The 24,428-nt window shown below is 42.3% G+C and carries 21 protein-coding genes; 14 read left to right on the forward strand and 7 right to left on the reverse strand.

What is annotated here, in order from left to right; translation table 11 throughout:
- Positions 1-36: 36 nt before the first annotated feature.
- Both miaB and HMPREF9074_RS03210 read right to left on the reverse strand, forming a co-directional pair.
- On the reverse strand, positions 37-1,485 hold the full coding sequence (miaB, locus tag HMPREF9074_RS03205; protein WP_009390557.1) for a tRNA (N6-isopentenyl adenosine(37)-C2)-methylthiotransferase MiaB: 1,449 nt from the start codon (positions 1,483-1,485) through the stop codon (positions 37-39).
- Positions 1,486-1,559: 74 nt separating this feature from the next.
- Positions 1,560-2,216, reverse strand: coding sequence for a DUF2461 domain-containing protein (locus HMPREF9074_RS03210; protein WP_034539683.1), 657 nt, complete (start codon positions 2,214-2,216; stop codon positions 1,560-1,562).
- A 389-nt stretch (positions 2,217-2,605) separates the two neighbouring features.
- Between HMPREF9074_RS03210 and HMPREF9074_RS03215 the strand changes: the two genes are divergently transcribed.
- Both HMPREF9074_RS03215 and HMPREF9074_RS03220 read left to right on the forward strand, forming a co-directional pair.
- Positions 2,606-3,475 (forward strand): hypothetical protein, encoded by an 870-nt coding sequence (locus tag HMPREF9074_RS03215; protein ID WP_009390554.1) that lies wholly within the window; start codon positions 2,606-2,608, stop codon positions 3,473-3,475.
- A gap of 513 nt (positions 3,476-3,988) precedes the next feature.
- A complete protein-coding gene (locus HMPREF9074_RS03220) occupies positions 3,989-4,498 on the forward strand; it encodes a DUF4112 domain-containing protein (RefSeq protein ID WP_009390552.1) in 510 nt (169 codons plus the stop codon).
- Between the two features lie 8 nt (positions 4,499-4,506).
- Here HMPREF9074_RS03220 and dinB read toward each other — a convergent pair whose 3' ends face one another.
- Together dinB and dprA are read right to left on the reverse strand one after the other, a co-directional pair.
- The gene (gene dinB / locus HMPREF9074_RS03225) at positions 4,507-5,595 is read right to left on the reverse strand and encodes a DNA polymerase IV (protein WP_084063415.1); all 1,089 of its coding nucleotides are present in this window, start codon (positions 5,593-5,595) and stop codon (positions 4,507-4,509) included.
- A 15-nt stretch (positions 5,596-5,610) separates the two neighbouring features.
- Positions 5,611-6,708, reverse strand: a complete 1,098-nt coding sequence (dprA, locus tag HMPREF9074_RS03230; protein WP_009390549.1) for a DNA-processing protein DprA — start codon at positions 6,706-6,708, stop codon at positions 5,611-5,613.
- Between the two features lie 218 nt (positions 6,709-6,926).
- On the opposite strand from dprA, the gene HMPREF9074_RS03235 reads away from it, so the two are divergent.
- Both HMPREF9074_RS03235 and HMPREF9074_RS03240 read left to right on the forward strand, forming a co-directional pair.
- The gene (locus HMPREF9074_RS03235) at positions 6,927-8,384 is read left to right on the forward strand and encodes an MFS transporter (RefSeq protein WP_034539685.1); all 1,458 of its coding nucleotides are present in this window, start codon (positions 6,927-6,929) and stop codon (positions 8,382-8,384) included.
- A gap of 14 nt (positions 8,385-8,398) precedes the next feature.
- Positions 8,399-8,920, forward strand: coding sequence for an isochorismatase family protein (locus HMPREF9074_RS03240; protein WP_009390547.1), 522 nt, complete (start codon positions 8,399-8,401; stop codon positions 8,918-8,920).
- A 94-nt stretch (positions 8,921-9,014) separates the two neighbouring features.
- Here HMPREF9074_RS03240 and HMPREF9074_RS03245 read toward each other — a convergent pair whose 3' ends face one another.
- Both HMPREF9074_RS03245 and HMPREF9074_RS03250 read right to left on the reverse strand, forming a co-directional pair.
- The gene (locus tag HMPREF9074_RS03245; protein ID WP_009390545.1) at positions 9,015-10,781 is read right to left on the reverse strand and encodes a PspC domain-containing protein; all 1,767 of its coding nucleotides are present in this window, start codon (positions 10,779-10,781) and stop codon (positions 9,015-9,017) included.
- Between the two features lie 6 nt (positions 10,782-10,787).
- Positions 10,788-11,120 (reverse strand): PadR family transcriptional regulator, encoded by a 333-nt coding sequence (locus tag HMPREF9074_RS03250; RefSeq protein ID WP_009390543.1) that lies wholly within the window; start codon positions 11,118-11,120, stop codon positions 10,788-10,790.
- Positions 11,121-11,493: 373 nt separating this feature from the next.
- Here HMPREF9074_RS03250 and HMPREF9074_RS03255 point away from each other — a divergent pair, with 373 nt between their 5' ends.
- From HMPREF9074_RS03255 to HMPREF9074_RS03270, 4 genes are all read left to right on the forward strand, one after another.
- Complete coding sequence (locus tag HMPREF9074_RS03255; RefSeq protein WP_034539670.1) at positions 11,494-12,468, forward strand: DUF438 domain-containing protein; 975 nt, start codon at positions 11,494-11,496, stop codon at positions 12,466-12,468.
- Positions 12,468-13,172 carry a class I SAM-dependent methyltransferase gene (locus HMPREF9074_RS03260; protein ID WP_009390539.1) on the forward strand — a complete coding sequence of 235 codons (705 nt, stop codon included), beginning with the start codon at positions 12,468-12,470 and terminating at the stop codon, positions 13,170-13,172. The genes HMPREF9074_RS03255 and HMPREF9074_RS03260 overlap by 1 nt, the downstream gene beginning before the upstream one ends.
- Positions 13,173-13,260: 88 nt before the next feature.
- Entirely contained in the window at positions 13,261-14,889 is a 1,629-nt protein-coding gene (locus HMPREF9074_RS03265) for a S8 family peptidase (protein WP_009390535.1), read from the forward strand.
- 145 nt (positions 14,890-15,034) lie between these two features.
- The gene (locus HMPREF9074_RS03270; protein WP_009390534.1) at positions 15,035-17,173 is read left to right on the forward strand and encodes a TonB-dependent receptor; all 2,139 of its coding nucleotides are present in this window, start codon (positions 15,035-15,037) and stop codon (positions 17,171-17,173) included.
- A 66-nt stretch (positions 17,174-17,239) separates the two neighbouring features.
- Here HMPREF9074_RS03270 and HMPREF9074_RS03275 read toward each other — a convergent pair whose 3' ends face one another.
- Positions 17,240-17,848 (reverse strand): superoxide dismutase, encoded by a 609-nt coding sequence (locus HMPREF9074_RS03275; RefSeq protein ID WP_009390533.1) that lies wholly within the window; start codon positions 17,846-17,848, stop codon positions 17,240-17,242.
- A 166-nt stretch (positions 17,849-18,014) separates the two neighbouring features.
- On the opposite strand from HMPREF9074_RS03275, the gene HMPREF9074_RS03280 reads away from it, so the two are divergent.
- The 6 genes from HMPREF9074_RS03280 to HMPREF9074_RS03305 all read left to right on the forward strand — a co-directional run bounded on the left by HMPREF9074_RS03280 (position 18,015) and on the right by HMPREF9074_RS03305 (position 24,394).
- Positions 18,015-19,541: a sulfatase-like hydrolase/transferase gene (locus tag HMPREF9074_RS03280; protein WP_009390532.1), complete on the forward strand. Its 1,527-nt coding sequence runs from the start codon at positions 18,015-18,017 to the stop codon at positions 19,539-19,541.
- 12 nt (positions 19,542-19,553) lie between these two features.
- Positions 19,554-20,987, forward strand: coding sequence for an arylsulfatase (locus tag HMPREF9074_RS03285; RefSeq protein ID WP_009390531.1), 1,434 nt, complete (start codon positions 19,554-19,556; stop codon positions 20,985-20,987).
- A gap of 31 nt (positions 20,988-21,018) precedes the next feature.
- Entirely contained in the window at positions 21,019-22,077 is a 1,059-nt protein-coding gene (locus tag HMPREF9074_RS03290; protein ID WP_009390530.1) for a porin family protein, read from the forward strand.
- A gap of 127 nt (positions 22,078-22,204) precedes the next feature.
- A complete protein-coding gene (locus HMPREF9074_RS03295) occupies positions 22,205-23,041 on the forward strand; it encodes a carboxypeptidase-like regulatory domain-containing protein (protein WP_009390529.1) in 837 nt (278 codons plus the stop codon).
- A gap of 113 nt (positions 23,042-23,154) precedes the next feature.
- A complete protein-coding gene (locus HMPREF9074_RS03300; protein WP_009390528.1) occupies positions 23,155-23,670 on the forward strand; it encodes an RNA polymerase sigma factor in 516 nt (171 codons plus the stop codon).
- The gene (locus HMPREF9074_RS03305) at positions 23,663-24,394 is read left to right on the forward strand and encodes a hypothetical protein (protein ID WP_009390527.1); all 732 of its coding nucleotides are present in this window, start codon (positions 23,663-23,665) and stop codon (positions 24,392-24,394) included. The genes HMPREF9074_RS03300 and HMPREF9074_RS03305 overlap by 8 nt, the downstream gene beginning before the upstream one ends.
- The last annotated feature ends 34 nt before the right edge of the window (positions 24,395-24,428 follow it).

The raw sequence follows: 24,428 nt of genomic DNA on the forward strand, positions 1-24,428 counted from the left end.
TTTTAGTATTGGCAAATTGACTAATTGCCAAATCGACTAATTGAAATACTCGCTGTAGCCTACAGCTTTTCCGATGAGGGTAGTAGAAGTGCAATCAGTGATTTTTACCATTACGAAATCGCCGATTTTGTAGTCTTCCTTGGGGAATACAACCACAGTATTCTGACTGTTGCGCCCCATCCATTCTTGGTCTGACTTCTTAGAATTACCCTCTATGAGTACCTCTACGGTATTGCCTACCTGTGCTTGGGTGCGATAGAGGCTGTGTGCCTGCTGTAGGTCGATGATTTCGGTTAAACGACGTTTCTTCACTTCCTCAGGTACATCATCTACTATCTTGCGCGCCGCTAAAGTACCAGGTCGCTCGGAGTAGGCAAACATAAACCCAAAATCGTATTTTACATACTCCATTAGCGAAAGAGTATCGCGGTGGTCTTCTTCTGTTTCAGTAGGGAAACCGGTAATCATATCTTGAGAGATAGCACAATCCGGTATGCGCTGGCGTATGCCGTCTATTAGCGCGAAATACTCTTCGCGGGTATGCATACGGTTCATCGCCTTGAGTATGCGATTGCTGCCGCTCTGTACAGGCAGGTGTATGTATTTGCAGATGTTGTGATGCTTCGCCATAGTGTCAATAACCTCAAAAGTCATATCTTGAGGGTTAGAGGTAGAGAAGCGAATGCGCATCTTGGGATAAGCGGTGGCTACCATATCGAGTAGCTTGGCAAAGTTGATGGCTGTAGCCTGCTGCATTTCGGTAGCCTTGCTAAAATCTTTTTTCAGTCCGCCGCCATACCACAAGTAGCTATCTACGTTTTGCCCCAGTAGGGTAACTTCTTTAAAACCACGCGCTTGTAGGTCGCCTATTTCATTGATGATAGAGAAAGGGTCACGACTGCGCTCACGTCCGCGAGTGAAAGGCACGATGCAGAAAGTACACATATTATCGCAACCGCGTGTGATAGATACAAAGGCAGTAACCCCATTGCTGTTGAGGCGTATAGGAGCAATGTCGGCATAGGTTTCGTCTTTAGAGAGGATAACATTTACCGCCTCGCGACCGCCTTCTACTTCCTCCAAAAGGTTAGGCAGGTCTTTATAAGCATCGGGTCCTACGACCATATCTACTATTTTTTCTTCTTCGAGGAAAGCGTGTTTTACCCTTTCGGCCATACAACCCAACACGCCCACTTTCATAGCCGGTTTTTTGCGTTTATACACATTGAACTGCTCTAAACGCTTGCGGATAGTCTGCTCGGCTTTATCGCGAACTGAGCAGGTGTTGATAAGTACTAAGTCGGCATCATCTACGCTATCGGTGGTGTTGTAGCCCACTTTCGAAAGGATAGAAGCCACTATTTCGCTGTCAGAAAAGTTCATCTGGCAGCCATAGCTTTCGATATATAATTTCTTGGTATTGGTGCTGTCGGCGGTAAGTACAAGGCTTTGTCCTTGCTTGCTTTCGTCTATTTCTTTTGCCATAAAAGGTTTAGTTACTAATTTTGAGGGTGCAAAGATACAAAACTATTGATAATTAGCAATTAACAAATGTTACTTTAGAAAAGGGGTTCTCCGTTGAGGTCGGTGGTCAGGGCACCGGTCATAAAATCGAAGAAGGGACGCATAGCCTTTAGGCTGCTGATGGCTTTGGCTGTGAAGTCGGGGGAGAGGACTTCCGCAGGGGTGAAATCGTGTTTGAGGAGGAACTGCTTTTTGCGTAGATAGTCGAGCATTGGGTCGTCTTTCTCGAAGCCTTTAGGGGCAGTTTTTACCTCATCGCCCCATAGTTTGCCGCCAAATTGGGCTACTACCTCTGGGTGTTGCATTATTTGGGCAAAAGTGTCGCCATCTAATGAAATCTCTTGGCGGATACGCAGCAAGTCTTCTTTGTTAGGATTGAAGAAGCCTCCGCCTACAAAACTCTCTTCGGGACTGATATGGATGTAATAACCACCGCGGTAATGAGGTTGTTTGCGTTGGAAATAGCAACCGAAGTGGGTTTTGTAGGGAGTTTTGTCTTTAGAGAAACGCAAATCGCGGTAGATGCGGTATATTTTCATAGGCGAAAGCGTGTCGTGTAGGGCTATTTCGTTATAAATAGTCTCGCATACGGTATTAACGGCTGCTTTAGCTGCCTCGTAGTCGTTTTTGTGAGCGTCAAACCATTCTTTGTGGTTATTTTTAGCGAGCTCAGTAAGGAAGTTGAAAACAATATTATTCATATAAAGGTTTTTTGTTTTTGCAAAAATAGTAATATTTTGGAAAGGAGAGATGTTTTTTAGTAAGATAATTTGGTATTTATTTTTTTTGTAGTTATTGCATTATTCGTAATGTTTTGGTGTTTTTGTTGCTGATTTGATAATGCTATTTTTTGAGTCTTTCTATATTGTTCCTATATTCTTTCTGTATCCATTCTGTATTGAAGATATAATTGCATTATTTTCAATGTTAATCCGAGATTTAATAATTTTAGCAAAGATGCTATAAAAAAAATGATTGAGAGTGTTTTAGTTATAGATTTTTTTTATAAATCTATAGTTTTATTTGCAAAAGAGAGCGTTTTTATTTATTTTTGTCCTCTGAATAACGTAACTTGTTAATTATGAAATATTATATTCTATTTTTCTTTGGTAGTTTTTTGTGGGCTACCTATGCACAAGAATTGCCCTTGTTAGACCGTCTTTCAGCAATCAAGAACGGCGATAGAGAATTTTATGCTATCGATGGTTATATCATTACCAATGAGGATTTGAAACTTCCTTTTGATGAAAAAGGCTTTAAGAAAGCCTACCGAAAATTGAAAATTAATGCGCAAGACGCGCAGCCTAACCCTCGCATACACACTGATAACTATTTGGTTAATAGAGATAAAGAGGAGTATGTAGAGTCTCTTTATTTTGTGAAAAGTCCAGCGAATACTATTTCCCTTGTTTGGTTTTCAAAACTGAGAGACAGAGAGGTTGAGGTAGAAGAATCCTTAGTAAACCTCATTGTTGAAAATAAAATCCCTCAGGAATTATTTGCCCCTACCGATGCCAGAAGTATTGATTTTGCAGGACGAAAAATCTCAATTTTAGACGACTGTTATTTCACGGGTATCAACATAGTGCAATGTCCGTACAACGGCGAAATGAATTGGGGAGTATATCGCACTTTGGAAGACGCTCAACAAGCTGTAGCCGACCAGTTTGCAGCCAACAAACAACGCAAAATGTTGAAACCTATAGAAGAGGAAGAAGTTGAGGTACTTTTTGAAGAGGTACCCACCAAAGCTAAGAGAGTAGTGTTTGACATCAAGGGAGTTGCGTCAGCTTTAGCAGGGATGTCGGGCGCTAAAACACTTACGGTGTACTATGTAGCCCAAGTGGTGCGCAATCGCCCTATTGCTTGTGTGATGAGCTTTTGGAATAATGATAATATCAAAAATACAGGTTTACCTCTGCTTTTAAGTCGTGTAATGCAATTGAAATAAAGGTTAATTTGCTTATTTAAGTTTCGCAAGTTGTTCTAAGCAGCTTCAGATAAGGGATTCAAATTAATCCATTTCATAAGTTGCTTATTTTCAGATATTATTTTTGTTATTAGTTCTTCAAAAGGTATCTCAAGAATCTCTGCTAAATCAAGAACTAATTCTTTGATAATAAGTAATATACGTTCATCTAAGGTAGGCGTATCTTTTCAATATTCCTCCAATAGTCTGATATTCAAGCTCTTTTTTGGCTAACGAGAGTAAGCTGTATTCTAACATCACAATTGATGTAGAGGCTGTCTGAGCATCAAAGTCTACAGATTGACACTTACCTAAACCTAAGTATTGTTTGGCTTCTTTAAAAAAGATTTCTGTTGTCCAACGTATAGCATATATCTCAAAGGCTCTGTATCATACTGCGACAAGTATTTGGTTATGTGGAAAAAGTGTTGGAACTTTGCGGCGTAGAAGTAACAGAAACGTAACAGAAAAATAACGGAAAAAGTAATAGATACTATGGATACATCTTTAAAAGAGGAACAAAGACTGCTGAAGAAAGCTCAGCGCAAGCTGCGTATGGAGCAGAGTAGAAGCTATAGGGCTATGAAAACGGCTACTAAGGTGATGGACGACTATTATTTAGACCCTATACTGGGTTTGGTACCGGTGGTGGGCGACGTTGTGCCGCAGCTGTTTAATGCTTCGTTTTTCTATATTTCGATTTTTAAGATTAGATCGTATGCCCTTACAATGACGCTCTTGCGCAATGTGTTTATAGATATTTTTGTAGGGCTGATTCCTTATGCGGGGATTGTGCTTGATATATTCTATAAATCTTACCGAGAAAATACGATTTTGATAGAGGGCTTTGTGAATGATGACCCGAATATCGTTAAAAAAGTGAAGCGAAGGGCGGTCTCTACTACTATATGGCTCGTGGTTTTAGGAATGGCTATTTATTATCTGATTGTGTTCTTATGGTCGGTGGTAACCCATCTTTATCAGTGGATAATGAGTTATGTGTGATAACCTCTCTAATCGGGGAATTGCAGTTTTAGCTGTATATATTGTGGGGTAGGAGGGACGGTCTTGTCGGGGTCGTTGTTGAGGTGCGACAATGAAATACCCAATAGACGCACGGAGTCGGATAGGCGGTCTTGGTATAGCAATTCGCTGATGTACAGCATTATTTCTTCCTTTGAGCTGATATAATCCTTTAGGGTTTTGCTGCGCGTTTGTATGCTAAAATCGCTGTACTTTATCTTTATAGTGAGGGTTTTGCCGGCTACCTTTTGCTGTGCTAAACGCATCGCTACCTCGCTGGCTATGCTATCTAACTCTTTTAGCATATAGATTTCGCTGGTGAGGTTTTCGGCAAAAGTCTGTTCTGCCCCTACTGACTTGCGTATTCTGAAAGGCTGTACCTCGCCGTTGTGAATGCCGCGCGCCAGCTGGTAGTAATGCTTGCCGCTATTGCCGAAATTTCTTTCGAGGAATGCCAATGACTTCTGGCGTAGGTCTTTGCCTGTGAAAACACCTAAAGCATACATCTTTTCGGCTGTTACCTTGCCAATGCCATAAAACTTCTTGACATTAAGCGCGTCTAAAAAATCTTGTATTTCGTCTTGGGTGACGGTTTTCTGTCCGTTGGGCTTATTGACATCGCTGGCTATTTTGGCAATAAACTTATTGATGGAGATACCTGCGGAAGCAGTGAGTCCTGTTTCAGCAAAAATGGCTTGCCTTATCTCTTGGGCGATGAGAGTAGCTGAGGGGTTGCCCACTTTGTTATGGGTGACGTCTAAATACGCCTCGTCTAACGAAAGGGGCTCTACTAAGTCGGTATAACGATGGAAGATACTGCGAATGTGTCTTGATATTTCTTTGTACCGCTCGAAGCGTGGGGGTACAAAGATGAGGTGGGGACAGCGTTTGCGCGCTAATACACCGCTCATAGCGCTATGCACCCCATACTGACGCGCCTCGTAGCTGGCCGTTGCGACCACTCCGCGCGCTTCGCCTCCGCCTACCGCAATGGCTTTGCCACGCAAATAGGGGAAGTCGAGTTGCTCTACTGAAGCGTAGAAGGCGTCCATATCGATATGTATGATTTTTCGCGTCAAAAAAAAGAAAAGAAATTAGATTATCTCGAACATTTTGCCAGGTAGGGGGTGTACGTAGCCTTTGAGTTCCATTTGAAAAAGGAGGTTAGAGAGCTGGTACACGGGTATTTGGCAGGCAAGCGATAGACTGTCTAAAGACATCTTGCCGTTTTTCTTCAATTGCTCTATTACCGGCACTTCTTCGGGGGTGTAGGTAGGAAATAGTTCCTGTTGTACTTCCTTTGGCGGGGTGTTGTGCCAGCCCAAAGTATTGATGAGGTCTTGTGCTGATAGCAATATGTTGCCTTTGCCGCTGTGTATCAGTTCGTTGCAACCTATACTATAGGGGTCGGTTACCCTACCAGGGACGGCGAAGACCTCGCGCCCATAAGAAGAAGCTATATCGGTAGTGACTAAGCTGCCGCCTTTCTTACCCGACTCAATTACTATAGTAGCCTGCGATAGCCCTGCAATAATGCGGTTGCGGCTTAGGAAGTTCTTGCGGTCGAAAGCACTCAAATAGCCAAAGTCGGTGATGAAACCGCCGTTTTCGGTCATTGCCTCTACATACTTGCTGTGGGCAGGCGGATAGATGAAATTGAGTCCGTGTGCTAAACAAGCTACCGTTTGTAGGTGGTGCTTCATAGCTGCCTTGTGAGCAGTGATATCAATACCATAAGCAAAGCCGCTGACCACTACCACTCCTAAGGGAGCTAACTCTTCGATGAGCTTTTCGCAAAAAGCATTGCCATAAGGGGTGCTATTGCGAGTGCCTACGATACTGATGATGCGTTTGTTAGACAGCTGTATGTTTCCCTTTTGGTAAAAGAGAATAGGGCTGTCGGGGCATTGCTTCAGTAGGGTAGGGTACTGAGGGTCAGTATAGGCAATCACCTGTATGTGATGCTGCTCGGCAAAAGTGAGTTCAGCCTCAGCTTCGTGCAGATAAGTGGCACTATGCAGGACGTTATCAGCTATTTTAGAGCCTATGCCGATGAGTTTTTCGAGTTTTTCTCTGCTTTGAGCAAAGATGCGTTGAGCACTGCCAAAGTGCGTGAGTAGCTTTCGGGCAGTGATGTCGCCTACTAAAGGGATTTTCTTCAGCGCAATAAGATAGAGCAAATCGTCGTTCATAATGCAGTTTCAAAAAATGGTAATGCGATGCAAAAATACGAAAATAATTAGAAAATTAGCAAATTAGTAGATTAGTCAATTAGGAAATTAGCCAATGAGATGTTACAAATATAACATTTGTTTATTCCTTTGATACAATTGGGGTTATGGTTTTTGTTTCTTTGAAAAAAGGTACTATTTTTGCCCCTGTTTTTGAAATTACTAAACATTTTATCATAATGACAGCAAATAAAAAATCGTTATTGCAAACCCTCAAAACTTTTTCGCCTAACTTCTGGGTGGCGAGTTTCCTACAGCTGATGGAGCGTTGGGGCTTTTATGGTATTTTTACCCTTTTGCCTTTGTACTTGGTAGCTTCGACTGATGAGGGAGGTCTTGGACTTTCGCACTCTGAAAAAGGAAGTATCATAGGCAACGTGACGGCTATACAATACTTTTTGCCGCTGGTGTTTGGGGTGATTGCTGACCGTATAGGGTATAAACTTTCACTGACTATCTCGTGCCTTATTATGGCAGTAGGTTACTACCTAATGGGTGAGGTTAATACCTATTGGTCGATGTATATGGTTTTCCTTTTTGCCGCTATAGGAGGGGGCTTTTTTAAACCCGTTATCAACGGAACTGTAGCTCGGAATACAGATGATACTACCAGCACTTTGGGCTTTGGTATCTTCTATATGATGGTGAATATAGGAGGCTTTATAGGTCCGGCTATGTCGTCATCATTACGCACTATGTTAGGCTGGCGCATTATCTTTGTACAGGCAGCTGTGGTGATGATTATCAACCTATTGGTGGTGCTGTTCTTCTACAAAGAACCTAAAATGGCACAGCGCGATAGCAAGCCTCTTCTTACTGAAATAAAAGAATCGGTATTGCACATTATAGAAGCATTGCGCGATAGTCGTTTGACTATATTGCTTATACTAATGGTCGGCTTTTGGACGATGTTTAATCAGCTTTTCTACACCTTGCCTAACTTTATACAAGATTGGGTAGACTCTTCGGCAATGAGTCAGTGGATAAATCAGCACTTGCCATTTTTGGGCACTATGCTGACTGAAAACGGACAGGTAAAAGCTGAATGGTTTGTGAATATAGACTCGCTGATGATTATCTTCTTTCAGGTAGTGGTGTCTTACTTCGTGACTAAGATGACGCACGTGAGCGCAATGATACGCGGTACTATTATCGGTACTATAGGGGTTACGCTTACCTTTATGTTTAACAATGTGTGGTTTACTATTATCGGTACGATGATTTTCTCAGTAGGTGAGATGGCTGCAAGCCCTACGCTTTCGGCTTTTATCGCACAGATTACTCCTAAAGGCAAGGAAGCCCTTTACCAAGGTACCTATTTCCTTCCGGTAGCTATGGGTAACTATCTTGCAGGGCTTATTTCTGGTGATTTGTATGAGAAATGGTCGGATAAGTACGCTTTTCTACAAGCAGAAATGGCTAATAGACAAATAGCTATGCCTGAAGGATTGACCAGAAATGAATATTTTGCGCTTGCAGAACAGAAATTAGGGCTTTCGCAGTCGCAAATTACTGAAATGCTATGGCAGACCTATACTCCAGAAAAGATGTGGTACCTTATTTTCGGTATCGGAGTCTTTGCAGCCGTATCTTTATACTTATACAATAAAATAATGGTTAAGAAAATAACCAATTAGTAAATTAGTAGCTTATGATATTAGTAATTCTTGATATTCAAGGAAAACTATCGCAGATAGTGCAGCAATCGGAAGAGGTGCTACGCAATAGTCGCATTGTGATTGAAGGCTGCAAAACACTTGATATTCCGCTTATTTGGGTGGAACAAATGCCTGATAAATTAGGGGCTACTCATCCGCAGATAGCTGAGGTACTCGTAGGTGAAACCCCTATTACTAAGTCCTCTTTTTCGGCATATGGCGAAGAAGCATTCGTTAGTAGATTAGGGCAATATGATAGCAAGCACGTGGTGCTTATTGGTATAGAGACGCATATATGTATCTACCAAACCGCTATCGACCTATTGGCAGCAGGCTATAAAGTGACTGTTATCGCTGATGCGGTATCCTCTCGTACAGAGAGCAATAAGCAAATAGGCCTCGGTATGCTACGCGATGCTGGCGCACAACTGCTCAGCACTGAAGCGTTGCTCTTCTCGGTATTGCGTACTGCTGCTCACCCTAAATTTAAAGAAATAGCCAAGTTGGTGAAGTAGGCGATTTGACAATTTGTCGATTTGATAATTAGCCGATTAGTAAATGATATATTTTCATTTGCTAATCGGCTAATTTTTTTATTGATAAAATTGGTTAGTTTACTAATTGTAGAGAGTCTTTGGTCATTAGGTAGAGACCGTCTTCTTTGAGACGATAGGTAGCTTTGTTATAAGGACTATAGTAGCTTTTGGCATTCCTTATATACTTGCCAACAGGTAGGTACAGCTGGTAGTTTACGGTCTGACCACGATAGGTGTTGCCCTTAATGATTTCGTAATAGTCGGGTATGGCGATGTGGTTATCTTTAATTTCTAAGGGGATACGGATATTCTTAGCGTTTTGGGCGGCTTGACTACCTGTTCTGCCCCTAGCGGTTTGTCGGCACAGCAAGTAAGGTTCGGTTTCGTTAGTGGGCAAGATGTCGCGTAGGTAAGACTCGTATTGCACTAAGAGAGTGTCGGCATCGACAGTTAGGACTAAACTATTGTCGTACTTACTTTTGATGCTGATGTGTAGCGTGTCGGAAGTAGTAGGAACACTTATTTTGCGCTCGAAATTGTTCTCAATAAAAAACTCTTTAGCGGTACTGCCTACACTGATGCTTAAGCCTATAAGTGCTGCAATGAAGGCTATAAAAGTAAGGATAGCCCATACACGTGTGCCTCGGAAACGCTTGTAGCTGAGTCTGACTACTACGAGGATAAGCAATGAAAGCGGTACTAATAGCAGCAAGAATACGCTGCTATAGAGCGCAAAACGCTCGATAGGGCTACTTATCATAAAAGGTAGGTAATCGTCGAGGAGCAAGAGCGAGAGCCCACTGGCAGAGGTAAGCCCAAATATGCCCATAATTACTGCTATAAGGGAGAAAAGCAAAGGCAGGGCTAATATAACAAGGATAACGGTAAGCAGTAGCGAACCGCGTTTTGGGTTGCTCTTAGGTACAGCCGAAGTCGATGCTGCGGTAGGGTTGCTGTTGGGTTCGGCTGAAGGTGCTACCGTTTCAGGCTTGAGTAGGAGCGTTAGCACTAAGTAAGCTACAATGAGTGCAATACTTATCCCTACATAGACAGGAAGGCAAACGAGGATAAGCAATAGGTAGATAAGGCGCAACCAAGTGCTGCTGGCTGAGGTGTATTGCGCAAGTCCGCCGATAACCCCCCATAATATTTTGTCGCTATAACTCTTGTGCCATTCGGTAGAGGTGGTGCTACTACTCTTGTAGCTAGCAAGCGAATCGAGGGTAACAGCAGCCCCCTGCATCTCTAACTTCTGTGCGGTAGTAAGGGCAGCAGGTACAATTATCCAAAATAAAATATATAAGGCTAGCATAGCCCAACTGATGGAATTGAAAGGGAATAACCACCTGTTGCCAGTCATAGGGGAGAACCACCCCCAGTCGCCAAGCATAAAGAAAATGGTAAAAAGCACTGCAAAGGCGATGCGCAACATAGTAGGACTAATGTTGAAATAATGAGCCATACCAGATAGTACGCCTCCTATTTTGCAGTCGTCGATGTCGCGGTATAGCGGTTTGTTAGTTGAAAAGGCTTTTGCAGTGGCTTCAGTAGCTGCATTAGTAGCCTTGTCGGCTTCTTCATCTTCTACATATTGTTCGGGTTTTCCGAGTACTTCTATTAGGTATAGCACATCTTGGTGCATAATGACTTCGCGGTTGGCAGTGCGGTCTTTGAGGAGTTCGGCCATACGTTGTTCTACATCAAAGATGATTTCGTCGTGGTCAGAGTTGTGCTGTAAGTGTTGGCGCACCTCAGTGAGGTATTGGCTGAGTGCGGTATAGGCATTCTCTTCGATAAGGAAAGAAAAGCCGCCTAAGCTGATGTTTTTGGTTTTGTCCATAGTTTCTTAAATTATTTTGTCGATCATAGTTTGTAATTCGCGCCAAGCTTTTAGGGTTTCGCTTAAGAAAAGTTTGCCGCTGTCGGTTAGTACGTAGTATTTTCGGGGTGGCCCTGCAGAGGATTCTTTCCACTGGTAATCGAGCAATCCGCTGTTTTTCAGTCGGGTGAGCAGCGGGTAGAGGGTGCCTTCGACAACAATCATATCGGCGTTTTTCATCGTTTCGATAAGGTCGGAAACGTAGGCTTCTTTGCTTTTATCAATGACGGAAAGAATACACATTTCTAAGATGCCTTTTCGCATTTGGGTCTTAATCTTTTCGGTGTTGATTTCTTCCATAGTAAAAGTGATTAATAAATTCGGTGCAAATATAGGTAAAAAATAGTATTATGCAATACATAGTACTGTTAAAATTTTAGTTCTATGTAAAGGATATTTTGTAAGTATTTGGTAATTAGCGGAGTAGAGAGGTGAAAAGTTTAAAATAAAATACAGATGTCACGCCCTAAAATATGAAGAAGACTGAAGGATGACCGAAGGATGACCGAAGGAAAGTCGGCGAGCTGGCGCAGCCGAGTATGTGGCGAAGGAAAGTCGGCGAGCTGGCGCAGCCGAGTATGTGACGAAGGATAAGCGAACCTACTCGATAATTAGCAAATTTGTTAATTAACTAATTATTTAGTACCTTTGCGTCTTAAAAATAATGAAATTTATGGAACAAACATTAGCAGCGGGGCACCCTGTGCATACCTATATGCTTGAGGCTGAGCTTATTTACAGCCTGATGGACGAACTACTTAGCATCGACCCTCATACCGATTATCAGAAATTCTACAATGTGTTCAATCACTTGAGTACCGTAGAAAAACACTTTGCTCGCAAAGAAAATCAGCTTTTTCCTTTCTTGGAAATGCGCGGATGGACAAACCCTTCGCAAAATATGTGGTCTTTTCACGATACGATACGCGATATCTTCCGCTTAGTGCGTAAAAACTTGGAAGATAAGGATTTAGACGCCGCCCAAACTAACGTGCGCTATATAGAGGACAACCTTGGCAGATTGCTGAATGTGGAGGCGAACATTCTCTTCCCTAACGCACTGAACCTGCTGACAGAAGAGGATTGGATAAAGATGCGCGAGGGCGAAGAGGAAATCGGCTGGATGCTGAAAGAGACCCCCGCTCCTTATCCTAACAAAGAGCAAGAGGGCGAGGCTCCTGCCTACGTACACCCCTCGATGGATACTACTCGCCGTACCGACGTTACTTTTGACGAGAATGCCGCCCACTATGACGAGGGTTATATGACCATAGAACAGGTAAACTTATTGCTAAAAACACTGCCTGTCGATATTACTTTTGTAGATGAGCACGACCGTGTGATTTTCTACAATCGCGGTGAGGAACGGGTATTCCCTCGCAGTGCGGGTATCATAGGCAGAGAGGTGAAATTCTGTCACCCGCCCAAGAGCGTAGGTACAGTGCTTAAGATAGTAGAAAACTTCCGTGCAGGCACCCAGAATGAAGCAAATTTTTGGTTTAACTATCGCGGTAGGTTGATATACGTTCGTTATTTTGCGGTACGCGATAAGGATAAGAACTATAAGGGGGTGATAGAGATGTCGCAGGATATTACGGATATCAAGACGATAGAAGGAGAGAGAAGACTATTAGAATGGGATAAGTAATGAAAGATTTATTTGGTCAGGCGATATTAGATTATCAGCAAGGGGCGTATACCGAAGATATTAAAACAGAGACAACCCTTTCAGAAGAAGATGTGTTGCCGCTACCGTATCTTTTTAGGTCGTTTGCAGAGATGCCCCCGCTTGAACAACAGGCATTACAGTTGGCACGCGGTAGGGTGTTAGAGGTAGGTTGCGGTGCGGGTTCGCACGGGCTCTATCTACAAAACGAGCGCGGCTTAGAGGTGTGCAGTATAGACCTATCGGCTAAGGCTATAGAAGCGTGTAGATTGCGCGGCTTGCACAACGCCCAAGTGCAGAATGTGCTTGACCTGAAAGGGCAGTACGACACTATACTGCTGCTGATGAACGGAGCGGGTATGTGCGGTAGGCTGAAGAAAATGGGCGCTTTTTACGCTCACCTAAAAACACTCTTAGCCCCTAATGGGCAGATACTTACTGATTCGTCGGACATTATTTATATGTTTGACCAAAATCCTGATGGGAGCTATGATGTGCCCCTTTTGTTTGACTATTACGGCGAAGTGGATTACGTAGTGAAATACAAAGGAGAAAAAGAACCTCCGTTTGAGTGGCTATACGTAGATTATAACACGCTGCAAAATGTGGCGCACGCTGTAGGGCTGCAATGTGAGTTGGTAGCGGAAGGGGAGCATTTTGACTATTTGGCGAAATTGACTAATTAGCAAATTAGAGAATTATCAAATTTGCGAATTTGGCATATGATTTGTACTTTTGCCGCCTGAAATAAGAAACACTTTTAATTAAACAGTGATGAACAAGAAATCATTTTTATTGGTTGCCTTAGCAACCTCATTATTGGTAAGCTGTGGTTCTACTAAAGGTCTTGAGAAAGCACCTACCACTTTTACCCCTGTCGATACTAAATATACTGATGACCAGCTGAAAGGCTGGCCTCACCAAGGATTTAAGGCAGGATACCCAGGTATTAACCTTGACGAAGCTTATGCTTTGCTAAAAGGGCTTAAACCTACCCAAGTGACCGTTGGGATTATAGATTCGGGTGTTGATATCAATCACGAAGATTTGAAAGATATCATTTGGACTAACACCAAAGAAATACCTAACAATGGTATAGATGACGACAAAAACGGTTACGTAGATGACGTACACGGGTGGAACTTTTTGGGTAATATATCGCAAACGAATACTGAAATGACCCGTGTGTACCGCAGTAAAGACACTAAAAGCCCTGAGTATGCCGCTGCTAAAAAAGCCTACGAAAATGAAATGATAAAGGCTAAAAAGCTAAAAGAAGCCTATGAACAACTTATGGAAATGGTGGAAATAGCTGATGAACCTGTTAGAAAAATAGTAGGTAAAGAGGTATATAGCACAGAGGATATAGAAAAAGCTACTGAAGGAAAGACTTATGATGACCGCACTACCCAAATAATAGCCTTTATGAAGGATATTTTAAAAGGCGGTATTACTTCAGAAGAACTTAAGAAAGAACTACCTGAAGCATTAGAACATTTTGACACTCAGCTAAAATATCATCTTAACGAGAAATTTGACCCTAGAAAGGAAATACTTAAAGATGATGAGAACGATTTTAGTACTAAATATTACGGTAATAACAACGTAGTAGGACCTAATGTGAAAGATGCCCTACACGGAACACACGTAGCGGGTATAGTAGCTGCTGTACGCAACAATGGTATAGGTATGGACGGGGTAGCTAATAGCGTGCTTATTATGCCTGTACGCGCAGTACCTGAAGGCGATGAGTATGACAAAGATATCGCTCTTGCTATACGCTATGCGGTAGATAATGGTGCTAAAGTAATTAACACTAGCTTTGGTAAAGCTTTTTCGCCTCACAAAGAATGGGTGTATGACGCTATAAAATACGCGGCTTCTAAAGATGTGCTTATCGTAAATGCGGCTGGTAATGATTCGCAGGATATTGACGTGAAAGACACTTATCCTAATGACGAAGTGAACAAGAAAGAGTTTGCTAACAACTTCTTAACCGTAGGGGCTCTTAACTACGAGTACAACAAGGATTTGGTAGCCTCATTCTCTAACTACGGCAAACACAATGTAGACGTGTTTGCACCAGGGGTGAAGATTTATTCGACTGTACCTGAAAGCAAGTATAAGTTTTTGCAAGGTACCTCAATGGCATCGCCAGAGGTAGCAGGTGTAGCTGCTTTATTGCGTTCGTACTTCCCTACACTTACCGCTGCACAAGTGAAGAAAATATTGATGCAATCAGGTGTGAAAGTAGATATGAACGTATGGGTAGGTGAGGAGAACGAGAAAGGCAAACGCAAAGAGATGAAATTCTCTAACCTATCGACTACAGGTACTATTGTAAATGCTAAGAATGCGGTGATTCTTGCAGCTAAAGCAGCAAAGGTTAAATTAGCCAATTAGTAGATTTGGCGATTTGTCGATTAGTAGAATAATATAAAACCGAACGAGGAGACTTGTTCGGTTTTTTTGTTTTTCAAGTAAGTTATTTTGTATAATTCAAAATAATATTATACTTTTGTGCGCTGAAAACTTAAGTGTAATTTTTATGAAAAGATTCATTTTACCTGTTATGGTATTATATGCTGCGATTAGTATGGCACAGAATGAGTATCCTACTTCGGAAAAGGATACTATATCACTCGATGAAATAGTGATTACGGCTAACCGCATCAAAGAAAAGAAAACAGATGCAGTGGCTAATGTAACTGTTATCGACAAGAAAAAACTACAGCAGTTTATCAAAATAGCCCCTGATATGTCGCACTTGATAGGGATGGTAGAGCCTGCTATGTCGCTTTCGAGTAATACGACTAATAACCGCTATCAGAACCTACGTGGTCGGGCATTGCTTGTGCTTATTGATGGGATACCTCAGTCTACCCCACTGCGTGCTACTGACCGCGATATTCGTTCGATAGACCCTGCAGCCGTAGAACGTATTGAGATAATAAAAGGTGCTACTTCTATCTATGGCAATGGTGCTATAGGAGGTATAATGAATATTGTAACTAAAAAAACGCCTGAAAATACTACTTTTGGCGGACAAACTTCAGTAGGAGCTTCAGCAAGAGATTCTTTTAAAGAAAACAGAGGATTTGGTTATCGCTTCAATCAGCAGTTTTATGGCAATTACAAAGGATTTTCGTATTTATTAGATGGTGCATTAAACCAAACAGGGTCGGCTATTGATGGTACAGGTGAATATATTTCGCCTCGCTATGGTTTAGGAGATGTGCGTACCTATAACGGACTGCTAAAACTCGGTTATCAGTTTGATAAAGACAATAAAGTAGAAGCGATGTATAACTTCTATCAGAGTTTGCAACATACCCCTTTGGTAGCTTCAGGAGGTAAATATTTACAACGCCCACGTATAGGGGTGTATGGGGCTAAAGACCCAGCGGCAGAAGATGAGGGAATGCGTTATAACCACAATGCTTATGTGAAATTCAACTCTAACAATATCTTCAAACACACTGATTTAGAGCTGAGCGCTTTTACCCAACACCAATATACTGTTTTTGATTTTCGCAAGCACAACCCTAGTGCGCCTGCACGTTGGGAAGAAACTAGCGGGCAAGCAACTGTAAAAGGGGCGAAATACGGTATTCGCACTCAGCTGATTTCTAAGGTTCTTTTTAGTAATGATATTTTTACCCAATTACTCTACGGAGCCGATATGCTAATTGATAAAACGAGTCAGCCGCTAGTAGATGGGCGTTATTGGTTGCCAGAGCTTACCTCGTATAACTCAGCTCCTTTCTTGCAAACCAAAACTACTTTTTATCGTTATTACGTGCTTAAAGCAGGGGTACGCTATGATTATATAGATGTATCAGTACCTAACTACGAGGTGCTTAGAGGGCGTAGAACAGACCCTCGTGTATATGTAAAAGGGGGTGATCTCACTTATAACAACCTTTCGCCTAACATAGGGCTTGCTTATAATCAGTACAAGTATTTTCAACCATTTATTTCTTACTCGCAAGGGTTTTCTATTTTTGATTTAGGTCGCACACTGCGTGCAGCCAAAGCTAATGTACTGTCTAAAATCAATACTGAGCCTGTTAAGACAGATAATTATGAAGTAGGTGCTTATGCAGAGCTGACTAAATACGTACACCTAAGTGGGTCTTATTTTTATACTTACTCGAAACTCGGTAGTGACCTGAAAGAGGAAGGAGGTTTTTGGGTAGTAGATAGAAGTCCGCAAAAAGTATATGGTTTTGAAGTAAATGCAGATATTTACCCTACAAAGTGGCTTACCCTTGGAGGAAGTTTTATTTCTTTTGAAGGGAAGAAAAAAACTACTGAAGACGGAGATTGGGACGGCTATATGAGCGGTATCTCTATTCCTGCCCCTAAAGCAAGTGCTTATGTGCGAGTAACCCCTACAGAGAGCAGTTACCTGCAAGTGAATTACCTACATACGGGCAGTAGAGACCGTTTTGCCCCTAATAATAGGGGAGTGTATACCGAAGGAGAGGGTATTGTTTTTCCTATAGATTTATTCTCGTTTAGTGCAGGCTATACTTTTAATAAGCACTTTTCCTTAGGCTTAGGAGTTGAAAACCTTGCTGATAAAGTGTATTACACTCCCGCTTCGATGTTAGTAGCTCGCGATGCTGAATATGCAAGAGGAAACGGTAGGTACTTTAATCTGAATCTTACCTATCGCTATTAAAAAAAAGTCCGAAAAGCAATTTAAAGCTTTTCGGACTTTTTTCTTATTAACCCTTTTTAAAAATCATTATTTGCCAGCAGCGTATAGGGCTGCTACTTTTTCCCAGTTGATAACGTTGAAAAACGCTTCGATATAGTCGGGACGGCGGTTTTGATAGTGTAGGTAATAGGCGTGTTCCCATACGTCTAAGCCTAATATTGGCTGTCCGCTGCAGCCTGTACCAGGCATTAGCGGATTGTCTTGATTAGGTGTAGAGCATACCTCTACTTTGCCGCCTTTATGCACACATAGCCAAGCCCAGCCAGAACCGAAACGAGTAGCTGCAGCCTTGCTGAAAGCCTCTTTGAAACCCTCGAAACTACCAAAAGCCTCGTCGATAGCCTTAGCTAACTCGCCTGTAGGTTTGCCACCCCCATTAGAACTCATTACTTCCCAGAAAAGGTTGTGGTTATAGTACCCGCCCGCATTGTTGCGTAGGGCTGCGTTATTCATATCGAGGTTTTGTAGTATTTCTTCTATAGATTTTCCTTCAACCCCAGCAGGCGCAAGGGCTGCGTTGAGGTTAGTAGTATAAGCATTATGGTGCTTAGTATGGTGTATTTCCATAGTACGAGCATCGATATAAGGCTCAAGCGCCTGATAAGCATACGGTAATTTAGGTAATGTAAATGCCATAATTTTATTGGATTTTGTTTAATAATATGCAAAGATAGTTTATGTCTTCTTATTTAGCAAGGGTTTATCATTGTTTTTATCTATAAATAAATAATTATCGCTTATGAATACTTGCTGCTAAAAAAATATTTTTTATTTTTGCCGAGAAAACCAAACATTCATTTTTATGAAAAAATACGTATTGACATTCTTATGTCCGTTATGGCTTTTTGCTCAAACTCCGAAACCTGCAGCAACGGCTGAAAAACCCAATGTAATTATAGTTATCGCTGATGATTTGGGCTATGGCGACCTGAGTTGCTATGGCGAGAAGACCATTCATACCCCTGCGGTAGATGCGCTGGCTAAGCAAGGCTTGCGCTTCACTAACGCTCATACCACAGCGGCTACTTGTACCCCTTCGCGCTATTCGTTGCTGACAGGGCTTTACAACTGGCGACGTAACGATACGGGTATAGCCGATGGCGATGCTGCTATGGTGATACGCCCTGAGCAGACTACTATAGCAGACCTGTTTAAAACAGCGGGCTACACCACGGGGGCTATCGGCAAATGGCACTTAGGTTTAGGTGCTGAAAAAGGAGGGCAAGACTGGAATGGGTTTATCACCCCAGGGGCATCGGATATAGGTTTTGACTACTCTTACCTGATGGCTGCCACTGCTGACCGCGTACCTTGTGTGTGGATAGAAAATCAGCGGGTAGCGAATTATGACCCTTCAGCACCTATCAGCGTGAGCTATCGCGCGCCTTTTGAGGGAGAACCTACTGGTAAGAATAACCCTGAACTACTCACTAAACTGAAACCATCGCCCAATCACGGACACAATCAGGCTATTGTAAATGGAATTTCGCGTATAGGCTATATGAAAGGAGGCGGTAAAGCCCTCTGGACTGATGAGTTTATAGCCGATACTATAGTAGCTAAAACAGTGCAATACATAAACAAACACAAGAAAGAACCTTTCTTTTTGTACGTAGGTACTAACGATGTGCACGTACCGCGCTACCCTAATCGGCGTTTTGCTGGCAAAAGTGGTATGGGCTATAGAGGCGATGTGATTTTGCAATTCGATTGGACAATAGGCGAGATAGTCAAAGCCCTTAAAGATAATAAGATTTTTGACAATACACTCCTTATCGTTTGCAGCGATAATGGCCCAGTGATAGATGACGGCTATCAAGACCAAGCAGAAGCGCTTTTAGGCAAGCATCGCCCTTGGGGTAAATTTCACAATCACGGGGGTAAGTACAGCAATTACGAAGCGGGTACACGTGTGCCTTTTATCGTTAGTTATCCTAAAAAAGTGAAGCGTGGGGTTAGCGATGCGGCTTTCTCGCAAATAGACCTCTTTGCTTCGCTGGCTGCTTTTATAGGCAAGCCTGTGCCGGCAGGAGCCGCAACCGACAGCGCTGACTACCTCAATACCTTATTAGGTAAAGACAAAAAAGGACGCCTTTACATAGTAGCATCAGGAGGCTCTCTTTCTATCACCGTAGGGCGTTGGAAATACGTAGCGCCTAACAACTACAATGCTTATCACCCACTGACCCGCACTGATTTGGGCAACTACCCCGAAGAGCGTTTGTACGACCTACAAGAAGACCCTATGGAGCTTGCCAATGTGGCTAAAGACTACCCAGATGTAGTAGCAACCCTTAAAGCCTTGCTAGACAAAGAGAAAAACAAATAATATCAACCTTATATGAAAAGAATTATTACCGCACTTGCGCTACTGCTTGCTGTTCCGCTAATGGCACAGACCAAGCACCCTAATGTGATATTTGTGCTTGCTGATGATTTGGGCTATGGAGACATAGAACCCTACGGGCAGCAGATTATCAAAACCCCTCATCTTAGTCAGTTAGCTAATGAGGGAATGAAGTTTACTCAGTTTTACACCGGTACGGCTGTGTGTGCCCCTTCGCGCGCTTCGTTTATGACGGGGCAAACCACAGGGGAAACCCATATTAGGGGAAACAGAGAGGTAAGAGAGCCTATAGATGGGCAAGCACCTATCTTAGCTGGCGCTCCCTCTATTGCCCAACTTTTTAAACAAGCGGGTTATCGCACGGGTTGTTTTGGTAAGTGGGGCTTAGGTACGCCCGACTCTGAAGGCAATCCGCTAAAACAAGGGTTTGATACTTTCTTTGGCTACAACTCGCAGTTTCGCGCTCATCGCCGTTATCCTGCTTATCTGTGGCACGACAATGAGAAGGTGATGATACCCGAAAATGGCAATTACGAGCGCCAAGAGGTTTATGCTGAAGACCTTATACAAGAGAAGATATTGGATTATATAGGTAAGCAAAATGCACAAAAGCCATTTTTTATGTGGCTTACGTACACTCTACCGCATGCTGAGTTGGTAGTGCCTAATGATAGTATCTATCAGCAGTATCAACATTTGCCTAAACGCCCCTATAAAGGGCAAGATTATAGCGGTATCACAGATAAGCCTTTTGGATGGGCAGGCTATATGTCGCAACCCGATACTTATGGTACTTATGCCGCAATGGTAAGCCGTTTGGATTGGTATGTAGGGCAAATACGCAAAGCATTAAAAGCTAAAGGATTGGAAGACGATACTATCATCATCTTTGCCAGCGATAATGGGGCGCATCGCGAAGGAGGTGCAGACCCTAAGTTCTTTAACTCATCGGCAGGCTTGCGTGGTATTAAGCGCGACCTATACGAGGGTGGTATTCGCACTCCGTATATAGTGTATTGGAAAGGCAAGGTGAAAGCCGGTAGCGTGTCTGACCACGTAGGGGCTTTTTGGGATATGATGCCTACCTTTGCTGAAATTACAGGGCAAAAACTTGCTACTACCCCTCACCAAGTGTCATTTTTGCCTACGCTTTTGGGCAAAAAGCAGAAAGCCCATAAATATCTTTATTGGGAGTTTCACGAAGAGGGCGGCAAGCAAGCGGTGCGCTATAAGCACTGGAAAGGCGTGCGACTACAAGCTAGCAAGAACCCTGATGCCCCTATAGAACTATATGACCTGCGCACTGACCCTGCTGAGCAGCATAACCTTGCAGAGCAATACCCTAAGATAGTGAAGAAAATGAAGAAAATAATGAGCGAGGCGCATACTCGTTCTGATCTTTTCCCTTTTCAGTGGGAGAGAAAATAATGTATTTTTAAGTAATTAACAATTAAATAATATGAAAAAAGTAATCCTCTTAATTGCCCTATTGTGGGGCGGTGCGCTGTGCGCTCAGAATCCTTTTGAAAAGGAAATTTTGCAATCGAAGTACGCTATTGACTCTATAGTGATGAGTGAAAGAGCTCTCTTTAGAACTAAGCACAATGTTATAGACAGTCTGCTGAAAGAGAAGAAGATAGACAAGACGGTCTATAACAAGCTCTATAAAGAACTCTCTACCACTCGTGAGCGCAATATCAAGCTTAAAACTTATGCTGAAGGGCAACGCTTAGCCGAGCTTATCCGTCAGAAAGCCCCAACTATCAATATTGATAGCATTGCGGCTATCCCTACGGATACTTTTGCCACTAAACACCTCTCTCAAGAGATGCTACAGAAGATGAGTACCCTTGATACGATAGCTAATAAGCCTAAAACGGAGAAAGCCTCTGAAGATGATAAAGACAGTGCTAAAATTAATGTTTATGGCGCTATGGGCTTTTATATTCCTTCGGATAACAAACCCTATTCTTTTTTAGGCTCGCGTACGATAGAGTTCGGTATCTATAACACAATGTACTTGCAAAAAAATAATGAACACCTACGGCTGCGCTTTGGGCTTTCGTGGGTGCACCATAAGTTGCGGATGAAAGACAATCAGTACTACGTGCTTAATGAGGGGAAGCCTACCCTTACGCCTTTCCCCAGTGAGACCTCGAAGCTGTTGTTGCGCACTCAATACCTTATGTTGCCATTAGACTTGTACTGGGATAGCGAACCTAAGACTGCTAATAAGAAAGGGTTTCATTTCTCGAAAGAGCGATTTTTTAGAGGTAGTATAGGACTATACGCAGGTTACTTGCTTGATAGCAATCAGAAAGTGCTGTATAAAGCTAATGACATTCGCTATCGCAGCGTAATGCGCACTGACCTGAATATTAACCCTTGGATTTATGGGCTTTCAGCTTCTGTAGGTTATAATAAAATCTACTCGTTTTACTTCCGCTACCAGCTTTCGCCTCTCTTTAAAAGCGGAAACGACGGCGCTTTCACTGTAGGGATTCAAATATTAAAATAGTCGTTAGTGTTTAGTCGTTAGTGTTTAGTCGTTAGTGTTTAGTCGTTAGAAAGTGACTGACTAATGACTAATGATTAATAACTAGAGACTAACGACTAATTACTAACGACTAACGACTAATAACAAAATGAAACATATATTTTTAATTTTCTTTATAACTGTTGTGCTGCCAATAGGGGCGCAGCAGCGTGTGGTATCGGAGCATCACACTCCTATAGAATATGTTAATATCGGGGTTGTAGGTACTAATAAAGGCATTATCAGCGATGAAAACGGCAACTTCTCTTTAGATAAGCTACGCGCTGCCCCTACTGATAGCATCTACTTTTCGCATATCAGCTATAAACATAAGGTAGTAGCCTATAAGGATATCAAGCAGCAAGTAGTGCTGAAAGAGGCTAACATACAGCTGCCGACCACCACCCTAAAGGTTAAAAAACCGCGTATTCGCAACATAAAAGACAAAGGTACGTCGATGCCTATAGATCTTTATGGCGGTATGAATACCTACTTCTCACCTTATGGTAGTAAAGGAATTAATAGCGAATTAGGCGATTTTATCACCCTAAAGAAAGACGCCCAGCTGACCGAGTTTAACCTTGAAGTAAGTAAATCGTCTTTCTACTTAGTAACGGTGCGGGTAGTGGTCTATCAGTATAAAAAAGAGAAAGATAAACACATTTTCACCCCCTTGCTTGAAAAACCTATTTATATAGAAATATACCCTTCGGAAAAGAAACAGACGTTTACTGAAAAGCTATCGGTATTTGCCCCCAAAGGCGATATATGGGTAGGTTATCAGTTTGTAGAAGTACGCGGCAAAGACGATGCAGCCATCTACTTTAATGCTACTACCGACAAATGCTACATACGCTTTGCTGATAACAAAATTCAACAAGTCAATCTCGGAGCAGGTATGCCTTTTACCGTTAAAGGTTACGACTACGAAGTGATTAGCAAATGAGTCGGTTAGCCAATTAACCAATTAGCAAATGAGTCATTTGCTAATTTTTTTTGCCCCAATTACAACCTTTTTATTTTTTCTTCGTTTATAAGAGTGAATTAGCAAATCAATTTATGCATCTTCTAATACAAAAAGCAAAACAACAAGATCGCTTGGCACAGAAGCAGTTGTACGACCAGTACGCTGCTTCGCTGCTCAGCGTATGCAGACTGTATATTAGCGATGCCCATTTTGCTGAAGATGTGTTGCTAAGAGCCTTTTTTAAGATACTCACCCATATTGATAGCTATCAAGAGCAAGAGCATTTTTATGCTTGGATGCGCCACATCACTGTAAATGAGTGTATTGACTTTTTGCGCAGCAAAACCCAAAAAGTAGCCCTTGCCGATTGGAACGACACTTACGACAGTATAGACGACACCGATTTAGACTCGTACGCTTTTGAAGAAAGCCAAATACAACAATTTATAGACCAGTTGCCCGCTGCCAGTCGTGCTGTTTTTAACCTTTACGTGTTTGAAGACTATTCGCATAAGCAAATAGCTGCTGAATTAGGTATCAGTGAGGGAACTTCGAAATCGCAATTGGCTTATGCTAAGAAAAGACTAAAACAAATGGTAAATGAATAATAAAAAAATAGAGATTATGTGGAAAAATAAAATAAAAAACCTGTTTCAAACCCGCGAAATTCCGCCTGAGCGTGACCTTTGGGCTGCCTTAGAGGCGCAATTAGACCAAAGAGAGGCAAAAGCGGTTCGTCCTAAGGCTTATTTTCGCATTTGGCATTATGCTGTAGCTGCCAGTGTACTATTGGCTGTAGCTGTAGGAGTGTTTTATGAGCGCATAAGCCTGCCAACGGCTCAAGAAGTCCGTACAACAACTGTAGCCACTGAAGATAAGACACCTAATACCCCTCTTGATACCACCCCTAATGTAGTAGCACCTGCCCCAGCGGTAGTACTACCCCCTACAGTAGCCGATAAGGTAGCTAATACTACTATTGTCCCTCAGAAAAAAAGTGATAAAGCGTTAGACGAAGAGGTAGAGGCTCTCTTAGCTGATGTTTCTACCGAAGCCCTTTTGGCAGAAGTGATGCAGCAGGTTGAAAAAGAGCAACACTTGTTTAAAACTCGTGAAGAGCAACGCGCCTTACAACGGCTTAAAAACCTATCGCCCCAAGAGCTTTTGCTGATGGCTACCACCGAAGAGATGCTCGATAACTACGTAGCAGCCAATTACCCTACTGACAAACTGCTTTCTGAGGTAGAACGCGACCTTATGAAAGAAAAAGTACAAAGATTCCTAAACAAAATAGTAGCACAGTGGAACGAAATGAGATACGCGCTACAGTAACTGAATAATTCACTTTAAATAAATTGTCAAAACT

This window comes from Capnocytophaga sp. oral taxon 329 str. F0087 (genome assembly GCF_000213295.2).
Classification (GTDB): Bacteria; Bacteroidota; Bacteroidia; order Flavobacteriales; family Flavobacteriaceae; genus Capnocytophaga; species Capnocytophaga leadbetteri_A.